Source organism: Zwartia hollandica (genome assembly GCF_019923725.1).
In the GTDB taxonomy this organism is placed as follows: domain Bacteria; phylum Pseudomonadota; class Gammaproteobacteria; order Burkholderiales; family Burkholderiaceae_B; genus Zwartia; species Zwartia hollandica.
Genome location: NZ_JAHXRI010000006.1, coordinates 499437 through 524436, shown reverse-complemented (window position 1 = coordinate 524436; position 25000 = coordinate 499437). Strand labels below are relative to the sequence as shown.

The following is a 25000-nucleotide window of genomic DNA, read 5'->3' as shown; positions in this document are numbered from 1 at the left end:
GGAGAACTCGATTAATTTCTGATTATGTTAACAAGACATTTTTCAGTGCTAGAAATTGACGTAGGGTTTTAGTGTCATAAATAGTTTTTTTAGCGGCCCAAACGGTTCGATCAAGTTATTAGCACAACAATGATTAATGCTATAGCTTAAGTCCAGTAGTAAGACTGCCAATCCAACAGTCAGCAATACTATTAGATTTGATTGCCCAACCCTTAGACGCCAAGCCATTCGATTTGCGACTGCATTTCGCTCATCCGACAGTTGAGCTAATCTTGGGAGATGTGAAGCAATAAAAATGGCACTTAACGTAACATGAATCGCTATCCATCTCCCCCAATCAATCGACAATAAGAATAGCGGAGCGGTTGCCATTATTAGAAAGGCGGCGATGATGAGGAGCTTTTTCCCATCCAGCTCTTTGTGCTTAACAAAATGCAAACATAGATAAATGGGGGCGACGATGAGGGGTAAAAATGCAAGCCATTGCAACTGTATCAATGGGTCTAATGCGATGAGGCGTTGCCACACAATCCCGATCGACGCATCCGAGCCAAAACTGATTATGCCATTGCACACTTTTTCGTTTGCGCCCAGCTCAGTAAATATCCGACACATCGATGGCTCAGATATTGGATGCGCGAACAATATCAAGACTGCGACTGCGGCAAAGGATGCAACCGCAGGCATTAATAATTTCACAAAACCTTGGGAGCTGTTCCCCGCACAGGATGAATATCCAACCAAAATAAAGTAAGGCATGAAAAATAACACCATCTCATGCGTCAAGGTCAGCACAAAAACCAAAATTGAGAATATAGCGATACTTATGAGGCGAGGTTGGGCCCTTTCATGCAATACACACCAAGCTGCGAAAAGCATATAAATCAAAATTTCTTTTCGGCCGACAGACATCCCGTCATAATAATTAAACAGTAGAAATCCCGGACTAAAACATAGAATCAGATACCAAAAATTTATTTCTTTGTTGCGTATAAGATAAATGAATGTCAAAAGAAATAGTACAAATACGGTACATTGCAAAAGATAGGTCAGATCGTTCAGCGGCATGCTAAAGCTGTTTCCAACACTAATTAACAACGTACCGAGCAGTCCTCGCCGAATAAAGCCGCCTTGATAATTTAGAATCCAATCACCAATCGTCCAGCCGTTCCAGTTTTGGGACAGGGTATACCCAACTCGACTGAAGTTGATGAAAGCAAAGATACAAAGCAATATGATCAGAGGCCTGTAGTACGCTCTGCACTGACTGTCGATTTTTTCGGCTAGATTGAGCAGTAGTTGAATCATCTTATAGTTATGCTTAATTCCACGAGTAGGTATAGTCTTCAACCCATGTACATATGGATCTTAACTACAGCCTGTGCCCTTTCAGATTATAAAGATTTGGACTAACAAAACACCGGCCTAACCCGCTTGAGGCATTTACAATTGAAGCTAAATCTATAGATACACATCAACGATCATGACTATTCATCAAAACACATCAAATGGGCACTCACCTCAGGTGAGTCTAGAGCATCTTCCCATTTTTAAAAGCTATAAAAATTCGCCCTATCTTTCTCTTAAGCATTCATCCTACTTCCAGGTGTACTCAGATCTGTTTGAAAAATACCGAAATCAAGATATCACTTTTGTTGAGGTTGGTGTGCTGAACGGTGGTTCGCTTTTCATGTGGCGGGAGTTTTTCGGCCCACGCGCGAGAATTATTGGCGTTGAACTTAATCCGGCGGCAAAAAAATGGGAGAACGATGGCTTTGAAATATACATTGGAAGCCAGAGTGACCCTGAGTTTTGGAGCAGTTTTTTTAATGATGTTGGCTCAGTCGACTTAATTTTAGACGATGGTGGGCATACCTATGAACAACAAATCATCACGGCGCATCAGTGCATTCCTTACATCAAAGACGGCGGACTACTCGTTGTGGAGGATACCCACACTAGTTATATGCAGACGTTTGGTTACCCAACGGAGTACTCATTTATTGAGTGGACAAAAAAATTAATAGACAATATCAACGCTCGCTTTCCAGGCCTTGCGCATTCAAATTTAATTTATAAAAACTTTATCTATTCGATTAGTATTTTTGAGTCCATTGTTAGCTTCAAAATAGATCGAAGTCGGTGTTTTGAAAGCACCCCAACATCAAACGAAGGTGTTACCTCCAACGCCGTGGACTTTTGGAATAAAGATACTCCCGTTGAAACTATCGACTCAATTAACTCGGTAGAGCGCAAACTTTCCAGTTCCTTGCGCTTACTAAAATACCTTCCCTTCGCAAAATCTATAAAAAAATTGGTATTCGAAACTCCCAAATCTCTGATCATGAAAACTAATCTCAGTAAGTTAAAAAAATATTTTTAATTTACCGAGATTATTTTCTCCTTCTATATATTCATTTTATTAAATATGAATTTAGGTAAGTGCTGGACTATCATCATGATCAGGGCCCATTTCTGGGGGACATAGACAACTGCCTGACCCGCATCTATCGCCTTAACAATTGTCGTTGCAACATCTTCAACTGGAGCGAGCTTCGCGCCTTGGCTTTTAAGCGCTGCCGTCATCGGCGTGTCCGTCGGCCCCGGCTTGATCAACACCGCTTTAACGTTGCTTCCTGCCAGTCGGTGTTGTAAGCCCTGCATATAGCGTGTTAACAAACCCTTTGCTGCACCATAAACATAGTTTGACTTACGTCCTCGGTCTCCTGCAACAGAGCTAATTACTGCAATCGTTCCATGATTTTTAGCCTGCATTTTTTGCACAAAGCCCTCCGCGTATAGCGCGGGAGATACACCATTTAGCAGTAATTCACTTTGGCACATTGCTAGGTCACTTTGGCACAAGGCTTGATCGCTCAGTGATCCATGTGCGATCAACACTATGTCCAGTTGCTCAGTATCGGTAATTGCGTCGATGGTTGATTGAATTCCAGCTGCATCATCAAAGCGGCCTATTCGAGTTTCAACAAACCCATCGCCGCTGCGGGCACGCAAATCCAGTGCCAGTCGGTCGAGTTTGCCGGGGTCCCGCCCAATCAACGTCATTTTGACCGTACCTTGGCGCATCCATTGCCGCGCGCAATGAATCGCAATGGCCGAAGTCGCACCTACGATCACTATTCTCTTTGCATTAGCCATTTTAAAATCCAAGTAAACGACGGGACATTTCTGAGCTAACTCCGGGATCACGATAATTTATAAGCTCTTGAAATCTCGGATAGCCGCTTTCAAACAGCTTCTTAGACATGCGCGCATCCTTGGCAAGATAAATACGGCCTTTTGCCTGGGTCACGATTTCATCTAATCGCTCAAACAATTTAACTGTTCGCAGTCCTTTATTGGGGAAGTCGAGGGCCAACGTTACACCAGGCTTTGGAAAACCTAATATGCCCAAAGACTCTCGGTTCCCAAAGGTTTTTAAAACTGCCAAAAATGACCCCTCCCCTGCTCGACCGATTTCCTTCAGCATTTCTGCAATTGCATCCTCACCAACATCCCTTGGCACCACGCTTTGATACTGATAAAACCCTCGCGGCCCATACATTTTGTTCCAATCTTGTAGGTTATCTAAAGGGTAAAAAAATGGTTGGTAGTGAATGAGCTCTGGGCGTTCCGTTTTTCGCTGACCCATCCAATAGTAAAACTCGTTAAAGGGTTTCAACGTCAGGTTATTGACTAATGAGATAGGCGGCACGAACGGAATGCGAGATTTTTTTGATTTTTGAGGCGACAGAACTCCGTGATCAGAACTATGGTTTGCCCTCATAAATAACCCTCGCCCGCCGTTACCTGGCAAGCAGTCAATCCATGAAACAGTATGCTCCCAGTCAGCCTCTGACGCATCGGCTAATTTAAAAAACTCTCCAATATTGGCATAGGGGATCGTTTCGGCAGACAACCACGGTCCGGAGATTTTCTTGAGCTGAAGCTCCGCCTCAACAATGACTCCTGTTAGCCCAATGCCGCCGACGGTCGCAGCAAACCAAAGACTGTTATGGTCCGGAGCACAATCGATGGTCTCCCCTGTCGTACGCACTAGCTTTAGCCGCACGACATGGTCGCAAAAGGAACCGCTACGGTGGTGGTTCTTTCCGTGCACGTCGTTTGCAATCGCACCGCCCACCGTAATGAGCTGTGTCCCGGGCGTTACTGGCAGCATCCAACCTTCAGGGACGACCAAATCCTGTATGTCCCTCAACAAAACTCCCGCTTCGCACGTCAATCGGCCCGTTTTTCGATCAAAGGCCTTTAGGTAGTCAAGGCCTTCGGATAACCACAAAAAGCCGCCTTGATTTAAACAGGCATCGCCATAGCTTCTGCCGTTACCAAAAGCAACGCCAGGTCTCGACGTTTTAATCGCATCTATTAACTGCGACTCGGTCGAACAAGGCACTACCTTATGAGGTTCTTTACTTAGCCTTCCCCATGACGAGACAGCGATCACCAGAAAACTCTCCGAAATTGAATATCAAATGTTTTGCGCGGCGCAAGAATAATGCGAAAATGTTCTGTCATCTTAACGGTCACCAACCCTCATCGACATGCATGCGACCTCGTCCGGCAAATCTACCCGCCCTTACTTTAAGGACATCATCAGGCTTATAAGGGTCAAACAGTGGGTAAAAAACGGGTTCGTGTTGGCACCTTTACTGTTCACTGGACAGTTTACTGATCGCGCATCCGTTGTCAGCGCCTTAACCGCCTTAGTGCTTTTTTGCCTAGCCTCGTCTGCTACATATATCGTTAATGATCTGAAAGATATCGATCGAGACCGGCTACATCCCAAAAAATCGTTAACCCGTCCGCTAGCGGCTGGAAGAATTACAACACAATGGGCATTTTTTATACTAGCGATAATTTATGTTTGCCTGGCAATTGGCTATTTCGTCGAACCCGCTGTTGTATTGGTGATTCTTGGCTATATTGCGCTTAATATACTTTATACGTTCAAGCTTAAACACCAGCCCGTTTTAGATATTTTTACAATATCCCTCGGATTTGTTCTACGTGTTTTTGCTGGTGCCGTTGCACTTAACGCACCGGTCTCAGGATGGATGTTTATAACAACGCTATGCTTAGCTCTTTACTTGGCTGCAGTAAAACGTGGCCAAGAACTTACTTTGCACGGTACTGAAGGCAGGGAGGTGCTTTCCAAATATAGGAAATCCCTTGTAGACAGATATGCAGAGATGTCGGCCACCTGCGCTTTAGTTTTTTACAGTATGTTCGTGATGGCAAGCCGACCAGAATTAATGATTTCCGTACCTTTTGTTCTATTTGGGCTATTTCGGTACTGGTATGTTGTTGAAATGCTGGATGGGGGTGAATCACCAACGGATGCGCTCTTAACCGATTTACCACTAATTATTACTATCGCTGCATGGTGCGCAGCCTGTCTATGGGCGCTTTGGCCAAACTGATATGGATTTAACCTATCTCTTAACACCCTTGTTTGCTTGGACAGTTGCGGGCAGTTTGAAGTTTTTTATTAATAGCATCAAGGCTAAACGGCTCGCTTTTGGTTTGATTGGATACGGCGGGCTACCCAGCAACCATAGCGCCATTGTTGCCAGCACAACGATGCTCATCGCCCTCAAAGAGGGAATCGCGCACCCAGCATTTGGTGTTGCGATCACTTTATCTTTTATTGTGATCCTCGATGCTTCAAGCTTAAGAGAGCAGGTTGGCAGGCAGGCCAGCCGCATTAATAGCATCACAAATGGTTCAGTGCTGGGCGAGCCCAAGTTGCGTGAGCGAATGGGGCATACACCAATTGAAATACTTGCTGGCGTCGCGACTGGCATCGCCGTGGCCTATGCTGCCACCACCGTCGGGCTTTAACTCTCTCCCTATCTTCAATTATTTCACTAACGCTTGCGGGGAAACTCCCTAATCGCAAAGGCAAACAGAACACTGAATAAGCCCCATGCAGAGAGCTCCTTCATAAACTGCTGAAGCAATTCAATCGAAAACGTCGAGCGGCCAATATTGAAAAATATATTGATATTGACTAAGCCAAATAATCCTGTGGCCCTGAGTGCTTCTGTCCACATAGTGATTAAAGCGAAAATAAAGGCACAGACAACTAAACGTCTTGGCAGTTTTTCATTTAATGCAGTACGTTTAATTTCAAAGAGCAATGGCACTGTGAAGATGAAAAAAATCCATCGATAATCATAATTGCTATTAATTGCATAGGTCGAAAATAGAACAAGAAGACCGAATATAAAAAGTACGTAATTAAGCGTCGAGTTCGTGTGAGATTTACCACTCAGTTTCAGGCGATATGCCAAAATGATTGAAACGGTCGCAATCAAAAACATAAAGCCCATCCATAACCATATTGCAGGTACTGTCAAAATCCATGGATAAGGCCGGCCTACATACGCTAATAACGCACGCGCTCCCGTCGCATAAAAGTCTAAGGGCTTAGGAACGATTGCCTTGACTAACAGAAACTCGGTGTAGTTAGTAACTAACCAAGTGCTAAACAACCCAATGGCAATCACCGTTATTATTAGAAAGTTCTTCTTGTTACGTCTTGCGATAATCACGGCTGCAGCAAAAAGAATCGATGGGTAGAACTTTAACAATGCAGATAAATATATAACAAGCAAGCCAAATATCTGAGCTATTCGTCCCGGCTTTGCAAACAATATTGCGCTTCCTGCAAGTAGGCTAAACACAATCAAATCATTGTTTGCCCTCTCGACGCCGAGCGTGACAGCTGGAGATAATAAAATCAATGCACTGACGATGAACTCCTTTCCGGAAGAAGGTTTAATTAACCAGACGGATATCGCCATAAATACAATATTGACCAGAAAACCTTTCGAAAATAAATGGACAGTGCCCAGTCCTAGCTTACCTAGTTCAAGCCAAAGGCTGCCATAGACATGGACTCTTGACGCTACATCGCAAGGGTTTGTCTCAAATACATTGACACCTCGGCCGTGACACTCAATTGCACTTAACACAGCGTGAAGATCGGCAAACAGTGGTTTCATATGCGAAACGCCTATATGCCGCCAGAGCTCAAATCTGCCTAGTATGAAAATGACTGCAAACCAAAGCATGAACAACCAAATAGACAAGGCATGTCTCTTGTAAAGATCAAGCGGTTGGAATTTATTCATGTGTATACTTTCGACGTGATTGTGACTAGCCGATGTGCGGCAATCTGCGTTAATGACTCGGACAAGAAATGAACAATGCGTTAATCAAACCGATTTTACTAGTTGTGCCAATCACAATTTTTGTTATTGAATATTTTTTTATACAAAAAATATACCCCCTCTATTACGACTCGGACCCTGCATACCAATACCTATTAAATGGCTTATTAATACTCCAAGGTAATACACCTTATCATATCGATCACCCAGGAACTCCAGTTCAAACTTTAATTGCTGGCGTTATTTATATCAGCTGGTGGTTTGCAAAGTCCTTTGGCTTATTAGGAATTAATCTAGATATCTCTGTCGGAATGTACCCTGAAGTTTACCTTCGGATAGTTTCCTACATTTTGGTTTCATTGAACTGTATTGCCTCTTACATTCTTGGCACTCAGCTATTGAAAACAACCAGCCGCATCGGGATCTCGCTTTTTGTTCAAGCAGGCTCGATTGCCTTTGCCGTGACATTCACCAGAATGTCTTACCCTGAGCCTGAGGCTTTGTTGATTCTTGCATCGATGCTACTTATCGCATCGCTAACACCGGCTATATTTTTTAATCGTTCCGAAACTCACGCAGCCTCAATCAATAGATCCATTCTTGCTGGAGTAATTTGCGGCTTCGGCATCGCGGTCAAGCTGACATTTATTCCTATGCTTGGAATGCTCTTTTTACTTAGATCTACGAAATCAATTTTGATTAGCTTTTTGACAGCTGCATTAGCTTGGCTAGTATTTATCTCGCCAATGATCAAAGAGCTTCCAAGGTTCTTTAATTGGATAGGTGGGATCGCACGGCATTCAGGGCATTATGGTTCAGGTAAAGCTGAATTTATTGATCCAAGTCAGATTATCCCGAGGTTGAAAGGTCTAACCCAGATATTTGAATTATGGTTTTTTGTTGCCTTTCTTTTATCTTGTGTTGTTATTTATCTTACTGTTGCAGTCTTTAGTCGGTCGGATCTCAAAGGAAGCCGTATAGCCTCACTCTGGGGGCTTGCCTGCACGCCGATCATCTTATGCACGATCTGTGTTGGGCAAACGATTTTAGTTTTGAAACACCCTGGCGCTCGCTACATGCTCCCTGCACTTATTATTCAGTCCATAGGTCTTATATGGATCGTACTCAACTTACCTAACCCAGACATTAAGCGTGAATATCGTCGATTCGGCTCTGGGATCCTTGCGCTGATGGGATTTGCACTCATGCTCAATGCTGCGAATGGTGCCTACCAACAGTTATCGGCAGAAAGGGCTCTTTTCAGCAAGGACATGAATAGTATTGAGTCTTACATTGCGAAATTCGACAAGCCCGTTTTAATAGGTACCTATGGTTGTCGACTTCCACAGTGCGCACTGTCCTTTGGATTGGGGTACGCCCCAGCGACTAATCCAAAAGTCGGCGATGTTCTAACTGATTTTTACGATTTCAACATCTGGGCAAAAAAACTGGTCATCAAGGGTCGTGGTTTTTTCGAGTTGAGTTTAATTGCACAAGAACTACAGAAAAACCGCTCCGTTTTGCTGGTCACCAATCAACCCACAGAGCAACTAAAGAGCTTTAATCTAAAGCTTCTTTACAGTGGGCCCGCACAATCGTTGTATCTCGTCTTAGGCTTAAACCCTCCTTGATATGAATCAAACCTTTCAAACCGAGTTTACTGAGTATCAAGAGGCGCGTCAGCGTTGCTGGTCCCAACAGACGGTCGGATCAGATCGTTCTCTAGGTGGCTATTACCATCGTGCCCTACAAAATCTCTATGGGCATCTAGTCACGTCTGACGCGAGTATTTTAGAGATTGGTTGTGGCACGGGAAACTTGCTTGCCGCGCTAAGCCCTGCAAAAGGACTGGGAATCGATTTTTGCGAATCAATCATCGTGCAAGCGAAGGTCGCTCACCCACAGCTAGATTTCATTTGCGCAGACGCGCACGAGTTTGATTTACACGGACGTACTTTCGATTTCATAATTTTGTCGGAACTGGTCAATGATCTTTGGGATGTTCAAACTGTATTGAGCCACGTCAAAGCTTGTTGTCACCCACAGACGCGAGTTATCTTTAACTTTTATAGCCACCTATGGAACGTACCACTACAGATCGCACGAAAACTAGGTTTGGCTACCCAAGTGTTACCCCAGAATTGGCTTACCGTTCATGACATGAATAATTTGCTTGAAATCTCTGGATTTCAAATGCTGCGTAATTCGAGCGAGGTGTTATTCCCATTTGAGGTGCCGCTTCTGACGAATTTTTGTAATCGTTACCTTGCAAAGATTTGGCCCTTTCGGCATCTTGATCTTGCAAATTTTATTGTTGCAAGGCCCATTTTTAATGAACAGAATCGTGAAATGACCGTTTCCGTAGTGGTGGCCGCACGTAACGAGTCAGGGCATATTGAGGAGCTGATGGCCCGCATTCCCGAGATGGGAGCCGGCACCGAAATTATTTTCGTAGAGGGCAATTCAACTGACGATACCTACCAGGCCATCGAACGTAGCATCGCAAATAATCCACACAAAAATTGCCGGCTACTTAAGCAGCCGGGTAAAGGCAAAGGCGATGCAGTGCGTGCAGGCTTTGCTGTTGCCACAGGCGACATCCTCATGATTCTAGATGCTGACATTACCGTCCCACCAGAAGACCTCCCCCGCTTTTACGACCTCATCGCTAACGGCGAGGCAGAGTTTGTGAACGGCGTCAGGCTGGTGTACCCCATGGATGCCGACGCAATGCGCTTTGCGAACTTGATCGGCAACAAGTTTTTCTCATGGGCATTTAGCTGGTTATTGGGGCAACCGATTCGCGATACGCTATGCGGTACAAAAGTACTCAGCCGCGCTGACTATCAACGCATCGCCGATAACCGAGCCTACTTTGGAGATTTTGATCCCTTTGGCGATTTTGATTTGTTGTTTGGAGCGGCTCGGTTAAACCTGAAAATTCTCGAAGTACCGATTCGTTACCGCGCTAGACGATACGGAGAGACGAATATTTCGAGGTGGAAGCACGGCGTACTTTTACTTCGTATGGTGGTATTTGCGGCTCGGAGGATTAAGTTTATCTAGGCAGGTGTCATGGTCCCGTTGCGATGAGCGACAGCATTTAAATATTTTGTCGTTGGTCCACGTCAGAAGCAAATTTCATAGCCGCGGATCTAACGCCGAAGGATCTTTTTCAACAGATTTCTAATTTTCAAACGATACAACTTAGAGATCTGACTTAAATTATCTTCGTAGGGCACACAGTCACTGCGCCATGAGAAGGGCAAGTGCTCAACACACTGATAATCCTCAAATGGAAACGGGTCGCTGCCAACCCAGCTTTTCCTCATCGCGATCCAATGCTCATCAAACTCATCTTTCGGCCCATGAGAGCTACCCTCACCCCAACCGATATCAAGTGACCGACTGCAGTGTGGCATCAAAACAAACCCTTCAAGCGTCCACTCTTCAATCAAATAATCAAAATGTTGATCAACACCGGGTTTCCAGTACTTCGCTAACGTTTGCCAGGCAGCGCGGCTGATTGACCATCCTTTGCCGATCCCATAGCGAAACTTGCCATACGACCACAACATACTGCTTTGATTGGGCTCTTTTGAAAAAGCGTTGATCGCTTTGAAATTTTTGTCGTTGGCATATCGCGCGTGCATGACGTCGCAGAAGTGAAAAAAATCGTAGCCAAGTAAGATATCATCTTCTACAACAACCGCATATTCGCACTCAAGCTTGGCGAAGGCTAATGCGAGACCCGTTCTAACATTATTGTTGATCCGAAATTTAACACTGCTCTGCGAGGCATAGTTGATAACATGGTGCATCGTATCAATCCATGAAATCGCATCAATAATTTGTTTAACTTCTGCAGAGCCTTCTTGCCTAATTACGATCAAATTAAATTGCTCTATTAAATATACTTTTCTTAGCGCATTGAGTGTTTCTTGTGTTTTGTCTGGTCGATTGAAGACAATCAAAACGATCGTTTTTTTATATGTTGACATTACAGCAGCCCACGTTGATTGATATCAAAACCGTTAGACGATCGAAAGACCGGTTTTGGCAAGGCACGTTAGCGTTGATTATCATATTGCTGCAATAATCGAGCACCCCATTTCTTTAACATAGTGCCAGGGTAGTAATATATTAATCTTCTTAAAATCAAATTAAATCGATTTTTTTTCAGTAATGCAGTCAAGTCCTGTTTAACGTCAAACTGATTCATGGCCATCACCGTCACATCTTCCTGGACTGCCTCTGTTGAACAAGAAAGCGTTGACTGTGCAGTCAAGCAAATATCAGCGATTCGTTCGAATAAATTATATTTGCTCAATACAAGGTTCTTCGAGGCGATGATTGCGCTTAAGCGTTGCTCATACAAATCACTATCAAGGATCTGTTCGATCTTATTAATTGAGCCTTTTAGGTCAACAATATCAATTGTAGAAAATGAATTTGAGTCAAAATATTCACTGGCATTAGGTGCTCCGTAATAAATGGGGTATGCCAAACCTAAAAATGTGTCATATAATTTTTCAGTGATGACATTATTACGAGATTGGTTTTCTAATGCAATGTGGTATTTGTAGGGTGCAATACCATCCCATTTTTTCTCTAAAGGCTGGATTCCATTGCCAAACCAATCAATTTTGTCACCGAAATGTACTTTTAGGGCTTTTACAAACTTAAGCCTTAGTTTGTGATCCTCTGTCCAGGTCTGATTTGAACAAAATACCGACAAAGACTTAGTTTTAGGTAATGAAGTAAGCTGTTCAAAAAAAAGGCGATCTCTGGCGTGGCTCGAGAAAACCGACTGACCGTGATTCGCGTTAATCATCCATGGCAAGTAAGGCAATCCAAAAAAAGCATGGGTCGCGTAAATATCATGGCAAGTATATATTCTTCCAAACTGCATTAAAAAATTTTTCTTAAGCTCGCTGTCATAAAAAAATCTAGGCCAGGCTGTTTCTGCATTAAGAAAAAAAACGTTGTCTTTTTTTACTCTACAAGTTTCAACCGTCTTGTAGGGCGCCTCTAGGCAAACCCAATAATCCGCAACTTTTATGTCGTCTCGATTAACATAAAAAACACAATCTCTGACTGTATTATCTGTACGGCCAATAAATTGACTGATGTCTACGTCTTCAAAGCCGGGAAGTGATAGTTTTATAGTGATCATAGCTCAATTAATACCTTGACGGTATATTTCAAGCAATCGCTCATTTGATTTTGCGACTGATTGCTCATGCGCCAGTTGCAATGACTTGACTGATTGCTCGTACACAAGATTGGGATGATCGATATAAGCCTGTATTTTCTCAGTCAAGCTTGTTTTTGCAGCATCATATATACCTTGACTCATCTCAAATTCGACATGAGCCATATAGTCTTCGATACTATTAAAGCGAAAGCCGTATTCGCCCAAACGATAGAATTGATTCGGAAAGTCTATCACCGCCCCATTCTGATTTTTGGTCAGATAATCGCTTCTGTGATAGGAGCTAGTAATAATAGGGTGGCCATATTCGATACCTTCCCAAGCATTTGCGCCGCCATCGACATGTGTCAAGCAGATACTGATATCGGCACCAGATAATAATATTTTTTTTGTTTTTGTGGAGAGTGGTGCATCTTTAATGATCTTAATTGATTTTATAGACTTTAGTTTGTCTAATTCACTTGCTGGAATATTAGGGCAAGCAATAGTTAAAGTCGCCCCACATAATTGTCGAACATTTAACCAAGACTCTATTAATAAATCGATTGCTTTTAATTTATAGTCAGATGCTAAAAATACAAAACGCCTGCCATTCTGATCAGCATGACACTTTATTTCTTCTATTTTCTTTTTGGGAATACACCGCATTTGCGGATATTTATATAGCTTATGAATAAGTTCGGTGCCAAAGTAATGAATAAATTGAGCCTCCAGTCCGTCGTCGCCGATCAACATTCCTTTAAAATTATCAGAACCAATTAAACTCTTGATATCATCCAGCTTCTTGATAATCTCAAAAGGTTTTTTGGCGCCAAAATAAACACCGGGCGTCAATATTTGGTCATTGGGCTCGACAAAATAGGGCTTGGCAACATGTTCAGGTTGCTGTAAAAAATGCGCAATGTCTGCATCAGAGTAATTTGACCAGGCTAGCGGAGCGCAATGACCATACATGCGCTCAGCAATGTAAGGGTGCGTGTTCAAAGACTGCAGATGATAGAAAACCGTTAACGCGCGTTGACTGCTGAGCACCTGATGACTTTGCTGTCTTTTATATTTTTGATATGTTTGCGAAAGAAAATCGTAAGCTTTATCAACTCTTAGTTTAGCTTGTATGCGGTGTATCAGCTTTTTCGAGCGTGTAATTTGAATAGACATGAAGTTTCGGTTTGATATGAACCTATTTATTAATGACTTTTTTGATCACATGCTCGCTCGTTATCCCCTACAACAATTGTTAAGTTGTAAGGTTAGTAACGACGCTTTTTGCTAAGGTCAAAGGTGTTCTACAATTCAACTTGGCTGCGCAGACCTGATGTACGTAGGTTAAGCCACTACTTTGGAGTTTACTCCACACTCTATCGTCGATCGTTGTAAAGGGCCAAAGGATAGTATGAAAGCTGTATTGCTTGCAGGTGGTCTTGGTACAAGGATTTCAGAGGAATCCGTAACACGACCCAAGCCCATGATCGAAATCGGGGGCAAACCTATTTTATGGCACATCATGAAGATCTATTCAGCTCACGGCGTGAATGATTTCATCGTTTGCTGTGGCTACAAGGGCTATCTGATCAAAGAGTACTTCGCCAACTATTTTCTGCACATGTCCGACGTTACGATCGATTTAGCAAATAACTCGGTGTCGGTGCATCACCAAAATGCAGAGCCCTGGAAGATTACGCTGGTGGACACGGGAGACCTCACCCAGACCGGTGGGCGTATTAAACGGATTGAGCAACATTTAGACGGGGATTTTTGTCTGACCTATGGGGATGGTGTGGCTTCGGTCAACATCGCTGAATTGATCCGTTTTCACAAAGCCCATGGCAAGATCGCATCAATGACAGCGGTACAGCCCCCTGGAAGATTTGGCGCACTCAAAATACAGGGCACTTCTGTCGCCAGTTTTCAAGAAAAGCCCGCTGGCGACGGGAACTGGATCAATGGCGGCTTCTTTGTGCTAAAGCCTGAGTGCCTGACGCTACTTCAAGATGACGAAACCATCTGGGAGCGTGAACCTCTCGAGTCGCTGGCAAGAAAAGGCGAAATGCAGGCCTTTTTTCATCGCGGCTTCTGGCAGCCAATGGATACTTTGCGGGATAAAAACCACCTTGAAGAGCTCTGGTCAAAGGGTGACGCGCCATGGAAAGTTTGGTGATGACAGGCGCAAATGTCGACAACGCCTTCTGGAGCGGTAAACGTGTTTTTTTAACAGGCCACACTGGCTTCAAAGGTAGTTGGCTTTCGATTTGGCTCGTTTCGATGGGCGCGACAGTCACAGGATTTTCTTTAGCGCCCAATACCGAACCATCTCTGTTCAAGATCTTGGATGTCGAACATCAAGTCGACACCTCCATCCTTGGGAATATCAATGATCTCGACGCGCTCAGCAAAGCGATGCGGGCCTCAGCACCTGAAATCGTGATTCACATGGCGGCTCAACCTCTTGTGCGCTATGGGTACACAAATCCCCTTGAAACATACGCGACCAATATTCTAGGTACAGCGCATGTACTTGAAGCTGTCCGTCAGATGCCTGGCGTCCGGGCCGTTTTAGTTGTCACCACGGATAAGTGCTACGAAAATAAAGAGCAGGGCGAACAATTCCAAGAGTCAGACCCTTTGGGGGGATATGACCCGTACAGTAGTAGTAAAGCGTGTGCCGAACTTATCACCGCAGCCTACCGGCAATCTTATTTCACGGGGAAGCAAAGCACCGGCAACGCTGCGATCGCGACGGCGAGAGCTGGAAATGTAATCGGTGGGGGGGACTGGTCTACAGATCGTTTAATCCCCGACGCCATCCGCGCATTTAATCTTGACGAGCCCATAATCATTCGTAATCCTCAGGCAATCCGCCCTTGGCAACATGTAATAGAGCCCCTCTCGGGCTACCTACTACTCTTAGAAAACCTTTATCACCACGCGGATCACTTTGCGAGCGCCTGGAATTTCGGGCCTCAGGATTCTGATACGCGAAGCGTAAGTGCAGTCATTGAGTTGATGGCAAGGCGTTGGCATCGACCCGCATCGTGGAGCTTAATCGACGCGGAACAACCGCACGAGGCACAACTTTTACGACTAGACTGTCGTCGTGCGAACAATGAATTAAACTGGCGTTCACGCTGGTCGCTTGAAATTGCGATCGAGAAAATCGTAGCATGGCATCGATCATTCGACGAACACAAAGACATGCTCGCGCTTAGTCTCGCCCAAATCATTGAACACCAAACTCACCCACGATGAAGTAGTCGTTTTTGTGCGTCGTGACAAGCATGCCTAACGATTTTTACCAAATAATTTTTGCACTAAGTTAACTGAACCGCCTTCAGTTAGATGCTCATAATCCCACGTTGTCAGCACCTGCTTGTTTTGATATTGAGTAGCCACTTGGCATGCATGCCGATTGCACAGTGCATCAAGTGCTGAATGAAATCGTACTTTTCTGGTCTCACTCATCGTAGCAAGCGCTTGGTCTAGCTCGATAATTGGCGACAAACCTGTATTGACGACTGCGCTAATCTGGTCGATGTAAAGGCCTCTCTTTAACAGATATACGGGTAAAGATGGGTACCACTGAGGCACTCCGCCGATCACTTCGATTGCAGTGCTGGGTAATTCTTTTTTTATTGCATCGAGCGTGGCCGCCAATTCACCGGCCATATCAATGTCCTTATAAAGGATCCAATTCGCAAATAAAATTAAACGCTCAGGCCTGAGCGTCTTTATCTGCTCGAATACGTATCGATTGATATCTTTGCAAAATGGTCGCCAGGTTTGATTGATCGAAAGTACAGGCGGGCAACCACTTGCAGAATATTGCGCGACATGCTCAAACTGATGCTTCAACCCAGGGTAGAGGGCGGCGGCGTTGGAGTCGCCCCAGACCATAGCTCGTAAAGGTTTGCCGTCACCGACGCCGGCACAATCCTTGCCAAATGAGTGATACGACTGCTCGGGCTGAAGAAAACACTGACCCACTCGCCAGAGCGCACCGACATCGTAATTAGTGTACGACCACAGCTCTTTTTGTTGGGTTGAGAATCGATTTTCAAAACCCTTAGTCAATACACCAGATGCGCCGAAGACTACCAAGCCAAGGCTTGAGCATAAAACAACTATGACGAGACCTTTTGTGCTGATCAATCCCTGCCTTCTAAAGGGCTGCTCGACGAACTTGTAGCTGACCCAACCAAAAATCAGGCTTGCTAGAGCAAGTAATGACGTAACGAACCGACTGGGTTCATCAACAGAAATATGCCGGGAAAAGGCCAGCAGGGGTTGATGCCATAAGTATGCGCCGTAGCTCACCAACCCAATTGCCGTCAAGGGTTTAAGTTCAAATAATCTCGATACAAATGTTCGCTGCTCAACACCGAGCAATATCAATCCGGTTCCTAAAGTCGGCACGAGCGTCGCCCAGCCGGGGAACACCGTATTCTTATCAAAAGAAATAATCGAATACAGTATTAACAACAAACCAGCCGCGCTCAATAACTCAGCGCTCCTAATGGATAATTCATTCTTATTATTTGAATCTAATGCGTAGCATGCAACCGCAGCCCCTATTAAAATTTCCCACCCTCTGGTGGGCAGCATAAAGAATTTAAATGAAAGCTTCTCGACAAAGACCGACTGAAGCATTAGTAGCCCAATCAGCGCGATAAATAGTATGAGCCAAAGTAACGTCGTCTTCTTGCAGCGCCGCGTCCAAAGCAAGAAGAACGGAAAAAGCAAATAATATTGCTCTTCGACCGCAAGGCTCCATGTGTGAACAAGTGGTGAGAAATCAGTTGAGGGTTCGAAATAAGTATTATTACGCCAAAAATAAAAATTCTGTAAAAAAAATGGGATTGTGATCAAGGCACCAGAAAACCGTTGCATGTCGTAGGGCAGCAAGAATATCCAGGCAACAGGCAAGCAACAGAAAATGACAAAAAATAATGCTGGTAGGATACGCCGTGCTCTACGTTCCCAAAATGCGCTCAAAGAAAACGTCCGATCTTGCATTTGCTGCAAGATCAACGAGGTGATTAGATATCCACTAATTACAAAAAAAATGTCGACGCCAACATAACCACCGGCAAAACCGATGACATCAGCATGAAAAAAGATGACTGACATAACGGCCAAAGCCCTTAAGCCATCAATCTGCTTTTTATATTTCATTTAGTTCGACGCACAAGAGGGCTGAATTTTTTTGACGTTATTTCAATAGAAATATATGATCGTGGTGACTGATTTTTTCTTTATGAATGTAGCCATATTGACTTAGATACGCTGTCAATACCTCTGGGCTTCGGGTTTCAATGCACATGAGCTTAAACTTATATGCCTCATGATCAACTCCTTTCAGCACCTCGATTTCTACACCCTCTACATCCAGAGACAGGAAATCAATTAATTTGGGCGCACGCGCTTCAATCAACAATTCGTTTAAGGGCCGTGCGATGGCGCCGTATCTGAAGACCCTCTCAGTATCTGTTGCTAAATAGCGTGAACCACTTAGAGCATGCTCGGCGGGATCGGCTATGTCAGACTCTAGCCCGATCGCAGCAGACATGTAGTGGGCGTAAATCATTTCTACGAATTTTTCAGGGTAATCAAAAGACGTACACGCGTTACAAAAGAAAGTGTTTCGAGGAGACCTATTTGCTAGACACTGTAAAAAATTATTAGGTGATGGTTCGATTAGTATGCCTGACCAGTTTTTATGCAACTCAAAAAACAAGGTGTTCGAAAAGCCAATCCCATCGGCAGCGCCTAGTTCTACATAATACCCATCTCGGTAATCAAGATATTTTTCGATAATTGCATCGATCTGTTCTGCGCCATGGTATTTTCGTACTCGCAGTTTTGTATCTCTTAGCAGTCGCCAAAGCATCGGCGGAGCGAGTCCCTTAATGATAGATCTTATTGTGTATTTATCAGACATCGCGATACCCCTATCAGCTTGATGGTCCTCATCACTTGATTCATATATTAATTAACCGTGAGCCCGTACTTACTTGTAATCGCTTCAATCGACAGCAAGGTGAAGCTTGGCGACAGTTCGTAAATAATTTTGACTACCTGACATACCGAGAAATTTATTTGGTATACCGATACGCCTTACTCGTGGCATTCGTTTGATACTACGTTCACTGTACAGATCACCTAACGCTTCCATAATCGAACTGCCAAAGCCGCCATTCAATTGGTGCTCTTCTATCGTTACAATTTCTTCAAAGTTTTCCGCCAAATTAATTAAAGCTTTGCGATCATAGTTGCCGATGAAAGGGACACTAAATACGGCGTAATTTAGTGTCTGCTGCTCTAAGTCTTTCATCACTACACTCAGCATCGCGCCGGTTGAGAGCACTGCCGTTACGTGTCCTACACGAACTGGTAAAAAATTTCCCGGCGTGATTGCTAACTGTACTGAAGGGTCGTGAATACATGGCTCGCCAGACTTGTTAATACGAACATAACCTGGCCCAGAATACGCCGCCATGAACCTCGCTGCAGCTGCGGCCTCAACTGGATCTGCTGGCGCACAAACAAGCATGTTAGGAATTACGCGTAACATAGCAATATCTTCTGTCGTATGGTGAGATACGCCTTGCGGTCCGTAGGCGTAACCTGCCCCCACCGCAACAATCTTGACGTTCGCTTTGTGATAACAGACGTCGTAACGGATTTGCTCCATACAGCGAAGAGTGGGAAAGTTACCAATAGAATAGGTGAATACGTTATAGCCCTCCCTAGCAAGTCCGACGGCTACTTGGGTCATATTCTGTTCGGCGATGCCTACGTTTAAAAATCGCTCTGGAAACTTAGCGGCGAAAGGCTCAAGAACCGAATAGCCAAGATCGCCGCAGAGTAGAAATATATCCTTGTTGTTTTCTGCAAGAGCAGTCAAGGTATTGATGAAGGTGTTTCGCATATTAGAGAACTTCTATTTCACGACATGCGGCATGATAATCATCTTCATTCGGCGACTTATAGTGCCACGCCAGTTTGTTCTCCATAAAACTTACGCCTTTCCCCTTGACCGTATGCGCGATCACGCACTTAGGCTTACCCGCGCGGTTAGCTTTAGCTTTTCTAAGCGTCGACGCTAACTGTTCGAGGCAATGGCCATCGACTTCTGTGACATCCCAATTGAATGCTTTAAATTTGTCAGCGAGTGGTTCGAGGCCCATCACTTCTTTAACAGACCCAAAGCTTTGTATTTTGTTGTAGTCGACGATCGCGATCAAATTATCTAGATGATGATGCGCTGCAAACATAATCGCCTCCCAATTCGACCCTTCGTCCAATTCACCATCGCTCAAAACTACAAAAACGCTTTGAGGTTGCTGCCTGCGCTTTGCTGCGATTGAAACGCCGCATGCAACGCCTAAAGCATGCCCAAGGCTACCCGTTGATAGCTCAACCCCTGGCAATTGATGATTGATATGCGAGGTGAAGTAAGTGCCATCAACCGTGAAGCCATCAGCTAACGCATTAGGCTCAAAAAAACCCTTTATATCTAACGCTGCATATAAGGCAGTGCAAGCATGCCCCTTGCTGTAGTACAAGCGATCCCGTGAAGGGTCCGCGATTCGAGTTGGAGAAATATCTAAAACCTCACCATATAAAACTGCAAGGATGTCGGCTACGGACAAAGCGCCTCCCACGTGCGAAGTTCGCTTTTGGAAACACAGTGTGACAATCTTTAAACGAATATTCTTTGCAAGTGTTGCAATATCAATCATGACTCTCACCTGTGATGATCACGAAACCAATCGAGCGTCCGAGATATCGCTTCCCTTAAATCGACCCTGACATCTAACGCTAACTCATCTCGTGCTCTTGAAATATTAGGCACATAACGCTCAGGTGGCTTACCAAACAAGGGTTTGCCTTTGATTTGGATCGTTGGCGCTACTATACCTGCAACCTCTGCTGTCAGCTTAGCAAGTTCATGAATAGAAATCGCGTCACTTGAGCCGACGTTGTATGAACGGCCCGCCTCACCTTGCACGAGGATACGCAACAGCCACACCACGAGATCGGTACCGTACAGATAAGATCTAACGGCTGTACCATCCCCATTGATCAGAAAAGGCTCTTGTTTGATTGCATGAAGAAGGAAATTTCCTGCAGCGAACTGCTTGTTTAATGCGAGATAAGGCCCGATTTGAGCAAACACTCGCGCCGCTTTGCAGGCCATCAAACCGTCAGCTGAATAGGCTGTACCTAACCATTCAGCAGCCAGTTTACCGATGCCGTACGCCGCTCCAAGATCACTTCCTCGTGGAGCGCCAAAATAGTCCTCACCAACAAGGTCAATCGTTGCTGGGATTGGGCCATAAACCGCCCCAGAACTTAAAAGCAATACATGTTGTACGCGTTTTTCGCGACAAAACTCAAGTAGTCTCTTGGTGCCTGTAACGATAACATCGAAGGTCTCTAACGCAGGATTGGTTGTGATCACATCTGTTGCCGCATGTATGGCGTGCGTGAAGACTCCCGCCGGAAACTGAAAGCTTCTGATATCGCCTTCGATAAAATCAACAACTGACCTGTCACTAAGATGAGGGTATTGGCTTCGAAACAGATCAGGTACTCGACTCAAAACCGTTAACTTTAAATTTAAACTCAACGCTATATTTGCGTAGGAAAGCGCTTCGAGCAACCAACGTCCGATATACCCCGTACCACCGGTAAGAAATATATGCGAGTTTTTTAGCTCAAGCAAATCTGGTGCTGCTTGCTCGGTAATTTGCTTCAAGTCGGATTCGAATATACGCATTACTTGAGTCAGCTTTGGTTATGCAAGATTATCGGCACGCGAGTCATTTCAGCGCAAGGATTTCGGTAAGACGCTGATCAAAACTTAATTGTCTATTCGTCTGTGGATCCATTCTCAGAGACAACTCGCTTTTTAAAACCACGATAAGTACCAAAATAGCCATTTCTAATTCTTTGCCTAACGAGGTTCTACCTAAAACATCTTGTTTGTAATATTTCCTGTTACGCAAGAAAGTTAGCCAGTAAAGATAGTCATAGCCCTCTACTCCCCAAAAAGCATCTTCCCAATCAATCACTAGAGGCGTTGCATCCCCTTGACACATAATATTTTTAGGGCCAAGGTCCCCATGGCACAGCACGACAGGCAAACGATCAATATGTTCTGAAAGAAGTGAAAAATTTTTTTCAATTCCCGCGTGTATCACAGGACTGATTGCGTGATCCGCATAGAGCCGAGCGAGTGAGCCCACGCCTTCAACAAAGAGCGTTGATATTGTGTCATCAGGCGCAACGATATCCAGCGTGGGAGTGCGTTTGAGTTGTGTCGTATATCGCGCCGTTAAACTCATGATTTGACTCGGTTCAAACTCGGGTTGAGGGTATTCAAACTCATCCATCAATAACGCAACCCTAATCTGCTGATCGAACGTCAACTCAACCCTGCTCATTTCGCTTTCACCTGCGTACAAAAAGCGCAGGAGTCGTATTTCTTTTTCGATATTTTGACGACCTGCGGCACTGAGGTGCGTTTTTAAAACCATGGGCCGCTGGTCAACTTGTAGCGAATAAGTCAACCCCAACGTGCCTCCAGTTAAACGCTTAATATTTGAAGCAGATATGTTTTGCTCTTGCAGTAGCAGAGCGAGTTGACTCTCATCTAAGGGACTCTCTAAAGGCTGCTCTCGACGATCGCAAACAAAGTGTCTTATCTTACTCAGCACGATAGTATTGTTTTAAATAGTCAACTTGATCATATTTGAAATGCCTGGCTAAAGCAGTCGTACCTGCAACGATTTGAGATTTTTCATCATCAGTTAGTTCATTTATTACGCTTTCGTTATAGGCCTTAGTACTTTTAAGAACGGTGCCCCAAGGCGCAATGCTATCTTTTATCTCAACGCCATTCCAACTTGGATAGAGCATCGTGGGCGCATACTCAACGCCGATAAAGCTCGCAACATTTTTCATGAACTGCTCTTTGTCTTCCACCAGATCCTCGTATCTAAATATACGCACGTTATTCGGAAACTGTTTGGCGAACATCTCAACTGTTGAATGATAGATGTTCCAGGTAATAAGATATTTGCTCAAGGACTGGGGGAACGGGCGTCTCTTTGTGTCGCGGTACGCAGAGAACGGATTACGAACAATGTGCATGATTCTTACGTTCGGAAAATCACGAATAATACGATCTGCATCAATACCGATAGCCGGAGAGTAGCCCACATAAAACATCCCTTCTTGAGGCGTCGTATAGTAATTTCGCCAGGCCACAAAGGTCGCCCGAAAAAAAGCTTCGATCACTAATTTTCGGTTGTAGGGCCCTTCGCTCAAGAGACGCTTGAATTCGTTCAACCTGTCGGCTTCGTCAAATTGCAGATCCGCATCCTTAAACTTTGAGCCAGTTTTTTTCCTCAGAAAAGTCTTCATCTCTTCGTCGATCATTTGTTCGTATAGTTCTTGGGCAGTCAAGCCTTCGGGGAATTCTGGGTACCGATACTGAACGCGCTCGACAGAGGCCAGAAAATCGTTGAAATTACGATTTCCTAACTGAGACTCAAACGGGTACACCAATAACTGTGGGTGGCCATCAAGATGCCGGTGTGTAACGTTGCCACCGTGTTCAAAACCAGCAGAAACCATCACAAAGTTAAAGTTTGACATATATGCAAATTCCAAGAGGCAATTTAAGATTAGCTCAGGCTATTGTAGTGGTTATTGTGCGATGATTTTGAGCGCTCTTTCTATCGACCACCTCTATTCGAATTAGCGGTAGAGACGTATTTGTTCTTCGTCGAATGTAATCAAGGAGACTTGGGAGCAGTGGCTCCACAAGTCCTTAATGTGCGCTTATTAACTGCGGTGGCGCGATCAGCCGTCAAAATATCGATTTTTAGGTTCTGCTTACGTTTAACTCTTCACAAACAATATACGGCGGACGCTCTTGAGCTCGCATGTGCATTCGCGCAAGATACTCTCCAATGATACCCAAAGCTAAGAGCTGAGCGCCTGAAAAAATTGCAATAATAGAAGCGAGAAAAACGAAACCTGGTACTTCGCTTCCGCGTATTGCCCACAATGTCAAAACATAAACAAGAATCGCCAACCCCAAAATTGAAAAAATGAAACCTATCATACTGGCTAGTTGAAGTGGCCGGACCGAAAATCCCGTCATCATATTCATGGCGTGGTGAACTAGCTTTCGTGTTGTATAGCCAGACTCCCCCAGCGTTCGAACATCGTGTCTGACTTTCACTGCAGAAAAACGAGTAGTTCCCCAAGTAAGCAGCACATCGATATTCACGGTCGGATCTAGATAATTAGTAAAAGCATTTCTCAATCGCGTTTTGAAAACTCGCAAAGCACTGACTTGTTGGGCATTTTTTGCCCCCAGCGTACCTCGTAGCGCAAGTTTAAAGAGCTGCGAAGCCAAGCCTCGAGCAAGACCATGCGGTTCGTGCTCGGGAGGACCGTAAACCACATCGTGACCTTCAGCAAGTTTTGCGAGGAGTTTTGGAATTTCTTCTGGCGGATGCTGAAGATCATCATCCAGCGTGACAATTACCTCGCCTTGCGCTGCCCGAATGCCGCATAAGAGAGCATTATGTTGACCGTAGTTGCGGGTCAAACGAAGGCCTCGGATCCGCTGGTCTTTTGACGCTAACAACTCAATTATCTGCCAAGAATTATCACCACCACAATCTTCTACAAAAATAATTTCTATACCATCCGTGTCCGTGCCAAATTGCTGTGTAATGCGGCGCACCAGCTCTGGCAAACTTCCAGCCGAACGATAAACAGGAATGACAAAAGAAATCATACTTTTCGAAATACACCGAGAATTGATGTTCCCCAAGGAAATTGTAGCCTCTGCCCTATCGTCGATTCTGCAGCAAATAATGCGAAAAGAGCTGCGTTGATCGGGCCCATTGGTACTTTGTGGGATTGGTGCAGCAACTGTTGTTTTTGGGTTTGATTCAGATCGGTAATATTTTTTGCTCTCCGAGTAAGCCAATACAACGGACTGAGAAAGAACATAAAGTAACGCGCATCGCAAAGCTGGAGACCAGTCCGCTCTGATAACGACTTCAAGTCTTGGCGATTGTAGCGGCGAAGATGGCTAACAAGCTCATCATTGTAGTTCCAGAATCGCTGTATCGCAGGCGCGGTAATGAACAGGTACCCACCAGCCTTTAACCCCTTTGCCGCCTGCATTAAGGCTTCAGCATCGTCTGGCAGGTGCTCGATGACATCGAGAAGAAAGGCCACATCCCAACAGTCTTCCCAATGAAGATTCATAATATCGATTTGGTGCATTGCAATATTAGCTGGCAACGCTCCTTTGGCCATTATCAATGCATTTTCGGATGAGTCAGCCAAGGCAAGCGTTGAGAAGCGTTGTGAGCGGCGTTCGCTCAAGTATCGCACCCATCCCCCCGCCCCACCCCCAAGATCCACCGCAGATAAAGGACGAGCCTCCATGCGTGTGTGTCGGTCCAAAGACGCCAACAAAAACCGATGCCTCCCCCTATACCAAAAGTGCTTGTCCTGCATACGCTGGAGGATCTCAAAACCCTGCTGGTCGTATTCG

At 44.7% G+C, this 25000-nt stretch carries 23 protein-coding genes; 7 read left to right on the top strand and 16 right to left on the bottom strand.

All coding sequences use genetic code 11. The annotated features are described in order from the left end of the window. Window positions 1–48 precede the first annotated feature (48 nt). Window positions 49–1308, bottom strand: coding sequence for a hypothetical protein (locus KZZ10_RS05795; protein WP_259660544.1), 1260 nt, complete (start codon window positions 1306–1308; stop codon window positions 49–51). A 175-nt stretch (window positions 1309–1483) separates the two neighbouring features. Between KZZ10_RS05795 and KZZ10_RS05790 the strand changes: the two genes are divergently transcribed. Further along, window positions 1484–2383: a class I SAM-dependent methyltransferase gene (locus tag KZZ10_RS05790; RefSeq protein WP_259660543.1), complete on the top strand. Its 900-nt coding sequence runs from the start codon at window positions 1484–1486 to the stop codon at window positions 2381–2383. 23 nt (window positions 2384–2406) lie between these two features. On the opposite strand, the gene KZZ10_RS05785 is transcribed toward KZZ10_RS05790, so the two are convergent. Together KZZ10_RS05785 and KZZ10_RS05780 are read right to left on the bottom strand one after the other, a co-directional pair. After that, window positions 2407–3159 carry an SDR family NAD(P)-dependent oxidoreductase gene (locus KZZ10_RS05785; protein ID WP_259660542.1) on the bottom strand — a complete coding sequence of 251 codons (753 nt, stop codon included), beginning with the start codon at window positions 3157–3159 and terminating at the stop codon, window positions 2407–2409. A gap of 1 nt (window position 3160) precedes the next feature. After that, window positions 3161–4414 (bottom strand): FAD-binding oxidoreductase, encoded by a 1254-nt coding sequence (locus tag KZZ10_RS05780; protein ID WP_259661006.1) that lies wholly within the window; start codon window positions 4412–4414, stop codon window positions 3161–3163. Window positions 4415–4562: 148 nt separating this feature from the next. Here KZZ10_RS05780 and KZZ10_RS05775 point away from each other — a divergent pair, with 148 nt between their 5' ends. Together KZZ10_RS05775 and KZZ10_RS05770 are read left to right on the top strand one after the other, a co-directional pair. Continuing rightward, window positions 4563–5441, top strand: a complete 879-nt coding sequence (locus tag KZZ10_RS05775; RefSeq protein ID WP_259660541.1) for a decaprenyl-phosphate phosphoribosyltransferase — start codon at window positions 4563–4565, stop codon at window positions 5439–5441. 1 nt (window position 5442) lies between these two features. Beyond that, window positions 5443–5862 (top strand): divergent PAP2 family protein, encoded by a 420-nt coding sequence (locus KZZ10_RS05770; protein ID WP_259660540.1) that lies wholly within the window; start codon window positions 5443–5445, stop codon window positions 5860–5862. Window positions 5863–5888: 26 nt separating this feature from the next. Here KZZ10_RS05770 and KZZ10_RS05765 read toward each other — a convergent pair whose 3' ends face one another. After that, window positions 5889–7157, bottom strand: coding sequence for a hypothetical protein (locus KZZ10_RS05765; RefSeq protein ID WP_259660539.1), 1269 nt, complete (start codon window positions 7155–7157; stop codon window positions 5889–5891). Between the two features lie 68 nt (window positions 7158–7225). Here KZZ10_RS05765 and KZZ10_RS05760 point away from each other — a divergent pair, with 68 nt between their 5' ends. Beyond that, window positions 7226–8827 (top strand): hypothetical protein, encoded by a 1602-nt coding sequence (locus KZZ10_RS05760; RefSeq protein WP_259660538.1) that lies wholly within the window; start codon window positions 7226–7228, stop codon window positions 8825–8827. A 1-nt stretch (window position 8828) separates the two neighbouring features. Then, window positions 8829–10262 carry a bifunctional class I SAM-dependent methyltransferase/glycosyltransferase family 2 protein gene (locus KZZ10_RS05755; RefSeq protein ID WP_259660537.1) on the top strand — a complete coding sequence of 478 codons (1434 nt, stop codon included), beginning with the start codon at window positions 8829–8831 and terminating at the stop codon, window positions 10260–10262. A gap of 89 nt (window positions 10263–10351) precedes the next feature. Here the strand turns inward: KZZ10_RS05755 and KZZ10_RS05750 are convergent, their stop codons facing one another. The 3 genes from KZZ10_RS05750 to KZZ10_RS05740 all read right to left on the bottom strand — a co-directional run bounded on the left by KZZ10_RS05750 (window position 10352) and on the right by KZZ10_RS05740 (window position 13569). Next, window positions 10352–11197 carry a glycosyltransferase family protein gene (locus KZZ10_RS05750; RefSeq protein WP_259660536.1) on the bottom strand — a complete coding sequence of 282 codons (846 nt, stop codon included), beginning with the start codon at window positions 11195–11197 and terminating at the stop codon, window positions 10352–10354. Window positions 11198–11265: 68 nt separating this feature from the next. Further along, on the bottom strand, window positions 11266–12372 hold the full coding sequence (locus KZZ10_RS05745) for a glycosyltransferase family 10 domain-containing protein (RefSeq protein ID WP_259660535.1): 1107 nt from the start codon (window positions 12370–12372) through the stop codon (window positions 11266–11268). 3 nt (window positions 12373–12375) lie between these two features. Continuing rightward, entirely contained in the window at window positions 12376–13569 is a 1194-nt protein-coding gene (locus KZZ10_RS05740) for a hypothetical protein (RefSeq protein WP_259660534.1), read from the bottom strand. 235 nt (window positions 13570–13804) lie between these two features. Here KZZ10_RS05740 and rfbF point away from each other — a divergent pair, with 235 nt between their 5' ends. After that, window positions 13805–14569, top strand: coding sequence for a glucose-1-phosphate cytidylyltransferase (gene rfbF, locus KZZ10_RS05735; RefSeq protein WP_259660533.1), 765 nt, complete (start codon window positions 13805–13807; stop codon window positions 14567–14569). Further along, complete coding sequence (rfbG, locus tag KZZ10_RS05730; protein WP_259660532.1) at window positions 14554–15657, top strand: CDP-glucose 4,6-dehydratase; 1104 nt, start codon at window positions 14554–14556, stop codon at window positions 15655–15657. The genes rfbF and rfbG overlap by 16 nt, the downstream gene beginning before the upstream one ends. Window positions 15658–15690: 33 nt before the next feature. On the opposite strand, the gene KZZ10_RS05725 is transcribed toward rfbG, so the two are convergent. The 9 genes from KZZ10_RS05725 to KZZ10_RS05685 form a co-directional block, all read right to left on the bottom strand. Continuing rightward, complete coding sequence (locus tag KZZ10_RS05725) at window positions 15691–17580, bottom strand: acyltransferase family protein (protein WP_259660531.1); 1890 nt, start codon at window positions 17578–17580, stop codon at window positions 15691–15693. Window positions 17581–17617: 37 nt separating this feature from the next. Next, window positions 17618–18346: an FkbM family methyltransferase gene (locus KZZ10_RS05720; protein WP_259660530.1), complete on the bottom strand. Its 729-nt coding sequence runs from the start codon at window positions 18344–18346 to the stop codon at window positions 17618–17620. An 84-nt stretch (window positions 18347–18430) separates the two neighbouring features. Beyond that, window positions 18431–19336, bottom strand: coding sequence for a transketolase family protein (locus KZZ10_RS05715; protein WP_259660529.1), 906 nt, complete (start codon window positions 19334–19336; stop codon window positions 18431–18433). Between the two features lies 1 nt (window position 19337). Then, entirely contained in the window at window positions 19338–20150 is an 813-nt protein-coding gene (locus tag KZZ10_RS05710; RefSeq protein WP_259660528.1) for a transketolase, read from the bottom strand. A gap of 5 nt (window positions 20151–20155) precedes the next feature. Then, on the bottom strand, window positions 20156–21190 hold the full coding sequence (locus KZZ10_RS05705; RefSeq protein ID WP_259660527.1) for an NAD-dependent epimerase/dehydratase family protein: 1035 nt from the start codon (window positions 21188–21190) through the stop codon (window positions 20156–20158). Window positions 21191–21233: 43 nt separating this feature from the next. Beyond that, entirely contained in the window at window positions 21234–22130 is an 897-nt protein-coding gene (locus KZZ10_RS05700) for a phosphotransferase family protein (RefSeq protein WP_259660526.1), read from the bottom strand. Then, on the bottom strand, window positions 22120–23088 hold the full coding sequence (locus tag KZZ10_RS05695) for a sulfotransferase family protein (RefSeq protein ID WP_259660525.1): 969 nt from the start codon (window positions 23086–23088) through the stop codon (window positions 22120–22122). The genes KZZ10_RS05700 and KZZ10_RS05695 overlap by 11 nt, the downstream gene beginning before the upstream one ends. Before the next feature lie 214 nt (window positions 23089–23302). Then, window positions 23303–24229 carry a glycosyltransferase family 2 protein gene (locus tag KZZ10_RS05690; RefSeq protein WP_259660524.1) on the bottom strand — a complete coding sequence of 309 codons (927 nt, stop codon included), beginning with the start codon at window positions 24227–24229 and terminating at the stop codon, window positions 23303–23305. Beyond that, window positions 24226–24963, bottom strand: coding sequence for a class I SAM-dependent methyltransferase (locus KZZ10_RS05685; protein WP_375372548.1), 738 nt, complete (start codon window positions 24961–24963; stop codon window positions 24226–24228). The genes KZZ10_RS05690 and KZZ10_RS05685 overlap by 4 nt, the downstream gene beginning before the upstream one ends. Window positions 24964–25000: the final 37 nt, after the last annotated feature.

Coding starts and splice junctions, on each gene's coding strand:
- KZZ10_RS05795 (WP_259660544.1), bottom strand. CDS start 1,308: ATGATTCAACTACTGCTCAATCTAGCCGAAAAAATCGACAGTCAGTGC.
- KZZ10_RS05790 (WP_259660543.1), top strand. CDS start 1,484: ATGACTATTCATCAAAACACATCAAATGGGCACTCACCTCAGGTGAGT.
- KZZ10_RS05785 (WP_259660542.1), bottom strand. CDS start 3,159: ATGGCTAATGCAAAGAGAATAGTGATCGTAGGTGCGACTTCGGCCATT.
- KZZ10_RS05775 (WP_259660541.1), top strand. CDS start 4,563: ATGCATGCGACCTCGTCCGGCAAATCTACCCGCCCTTACTTTAAGGAC.
- KZZ10_RS05770 (WP_259660540.1), top strand. CDS start 5,443: ATGGATTTAACCTATCTCTTAACACCCTTGTTTGCTTGGACAGTTGCG.
- KZZ10_RS05765 (WP_259660539.1), bottom strand. CDS start 7,157: ATGAATAAATTCCAACCGCTTGATCTTTACAAGAGACATGCCTTGTCT.
- KZZ10_RS05760 (WP_259660538.1), top strand. CDS start 7,226: ATGAACAATGCGTTAATCAAACCGATTTTACTAGTTGTGCCAATCACA.
- KZZ10_RS05755 (WP_259660537.1), top strand. CDS start 8,829: ATGAATCAAACCTTTCAAACCGAGTTTACTGAGTATCAAGAGGCGCGT.
- KZZ10_RS05750 (WP_259660536.1), bottom strand. CDS start 11,197: ATGTCAACATATAAAAAAACGATCGTTTTGATTGTCTTCAATCGACCA.
- KZZ10_RS05745 (WP_259660535.1), bottom strand. CDS start 12,372: ATGATCACTATAAAACTATCACTTCCCGGCTTTGAAGACGTAGACATC.
- KZZ10_RS05740 (WP_259660534.1), bottom strand. CDS start 13,569: ATGTCTATTCAAATTACACGCTCGAAAAAGCTGATACACCGCATACAA.
- rfbF (WP_259660533.1), top strand. CDS start 13,805: ATGAAAGCTGTATTGCTTGCAGGTGGTCTTGGTACAAGGATTTCAGAG.
- rfbG (WP_259660532.1), top strand. CDS start 14,554: ATGGAAAGTTTGGTGATGACAGGCGCAAATGTCGACAACGCCTTCTGG.
- KZZ10_RS05725 (WP_259660531.1), bottom strand. CDS start 17,580: ATGAAATATAAAAAGCAGATTGATGGCTTAAGGGCTTTGGCCGTTATG.
- KZZ10_RS05720 (WP_259660530.1), bottom strand. CDS start 18,346: ATGTCTGATAAATACACAATAAGATCTATCATTAAGGGACTCGCTCCG.
- KZZ10_RS05715 (WP_259660529.1), bottom strand. CDS start 19,336: ATGCGAAACACCTTCATCAATACCTTGACTGCTCTTGCAGAAAACAAC.
- KZZ10_RS05710 (WP_259660528.1), bottom strand. CDS start 20,150: ATGATTGATATTGCAACACTTGCAAAGAATATTCGTTTAAAGATTGTC.
- KZZ10_RS05705 (WP_259660527.1), bottom strand. CDS start 21,190: ATGCGTATATTCGAATCCGACTTGAAGCAAATTACCGAGCAAGCAGCA.
- KZZ10_RS05690 (WP_259660524.1), bottom strand. CDS start 24,229: ATGATTTCTTTTGTCATTCCTGTTTATCGTTCGGCTGGAAGTTTGCCA.
- KZZ10_RS05685 (WP_375372548.1), bottom strand. CDS start 24,963: ATGCAGGACAAGCACTTTTGGTATAGGGGGAGGCATCGGTTTTTGTTG.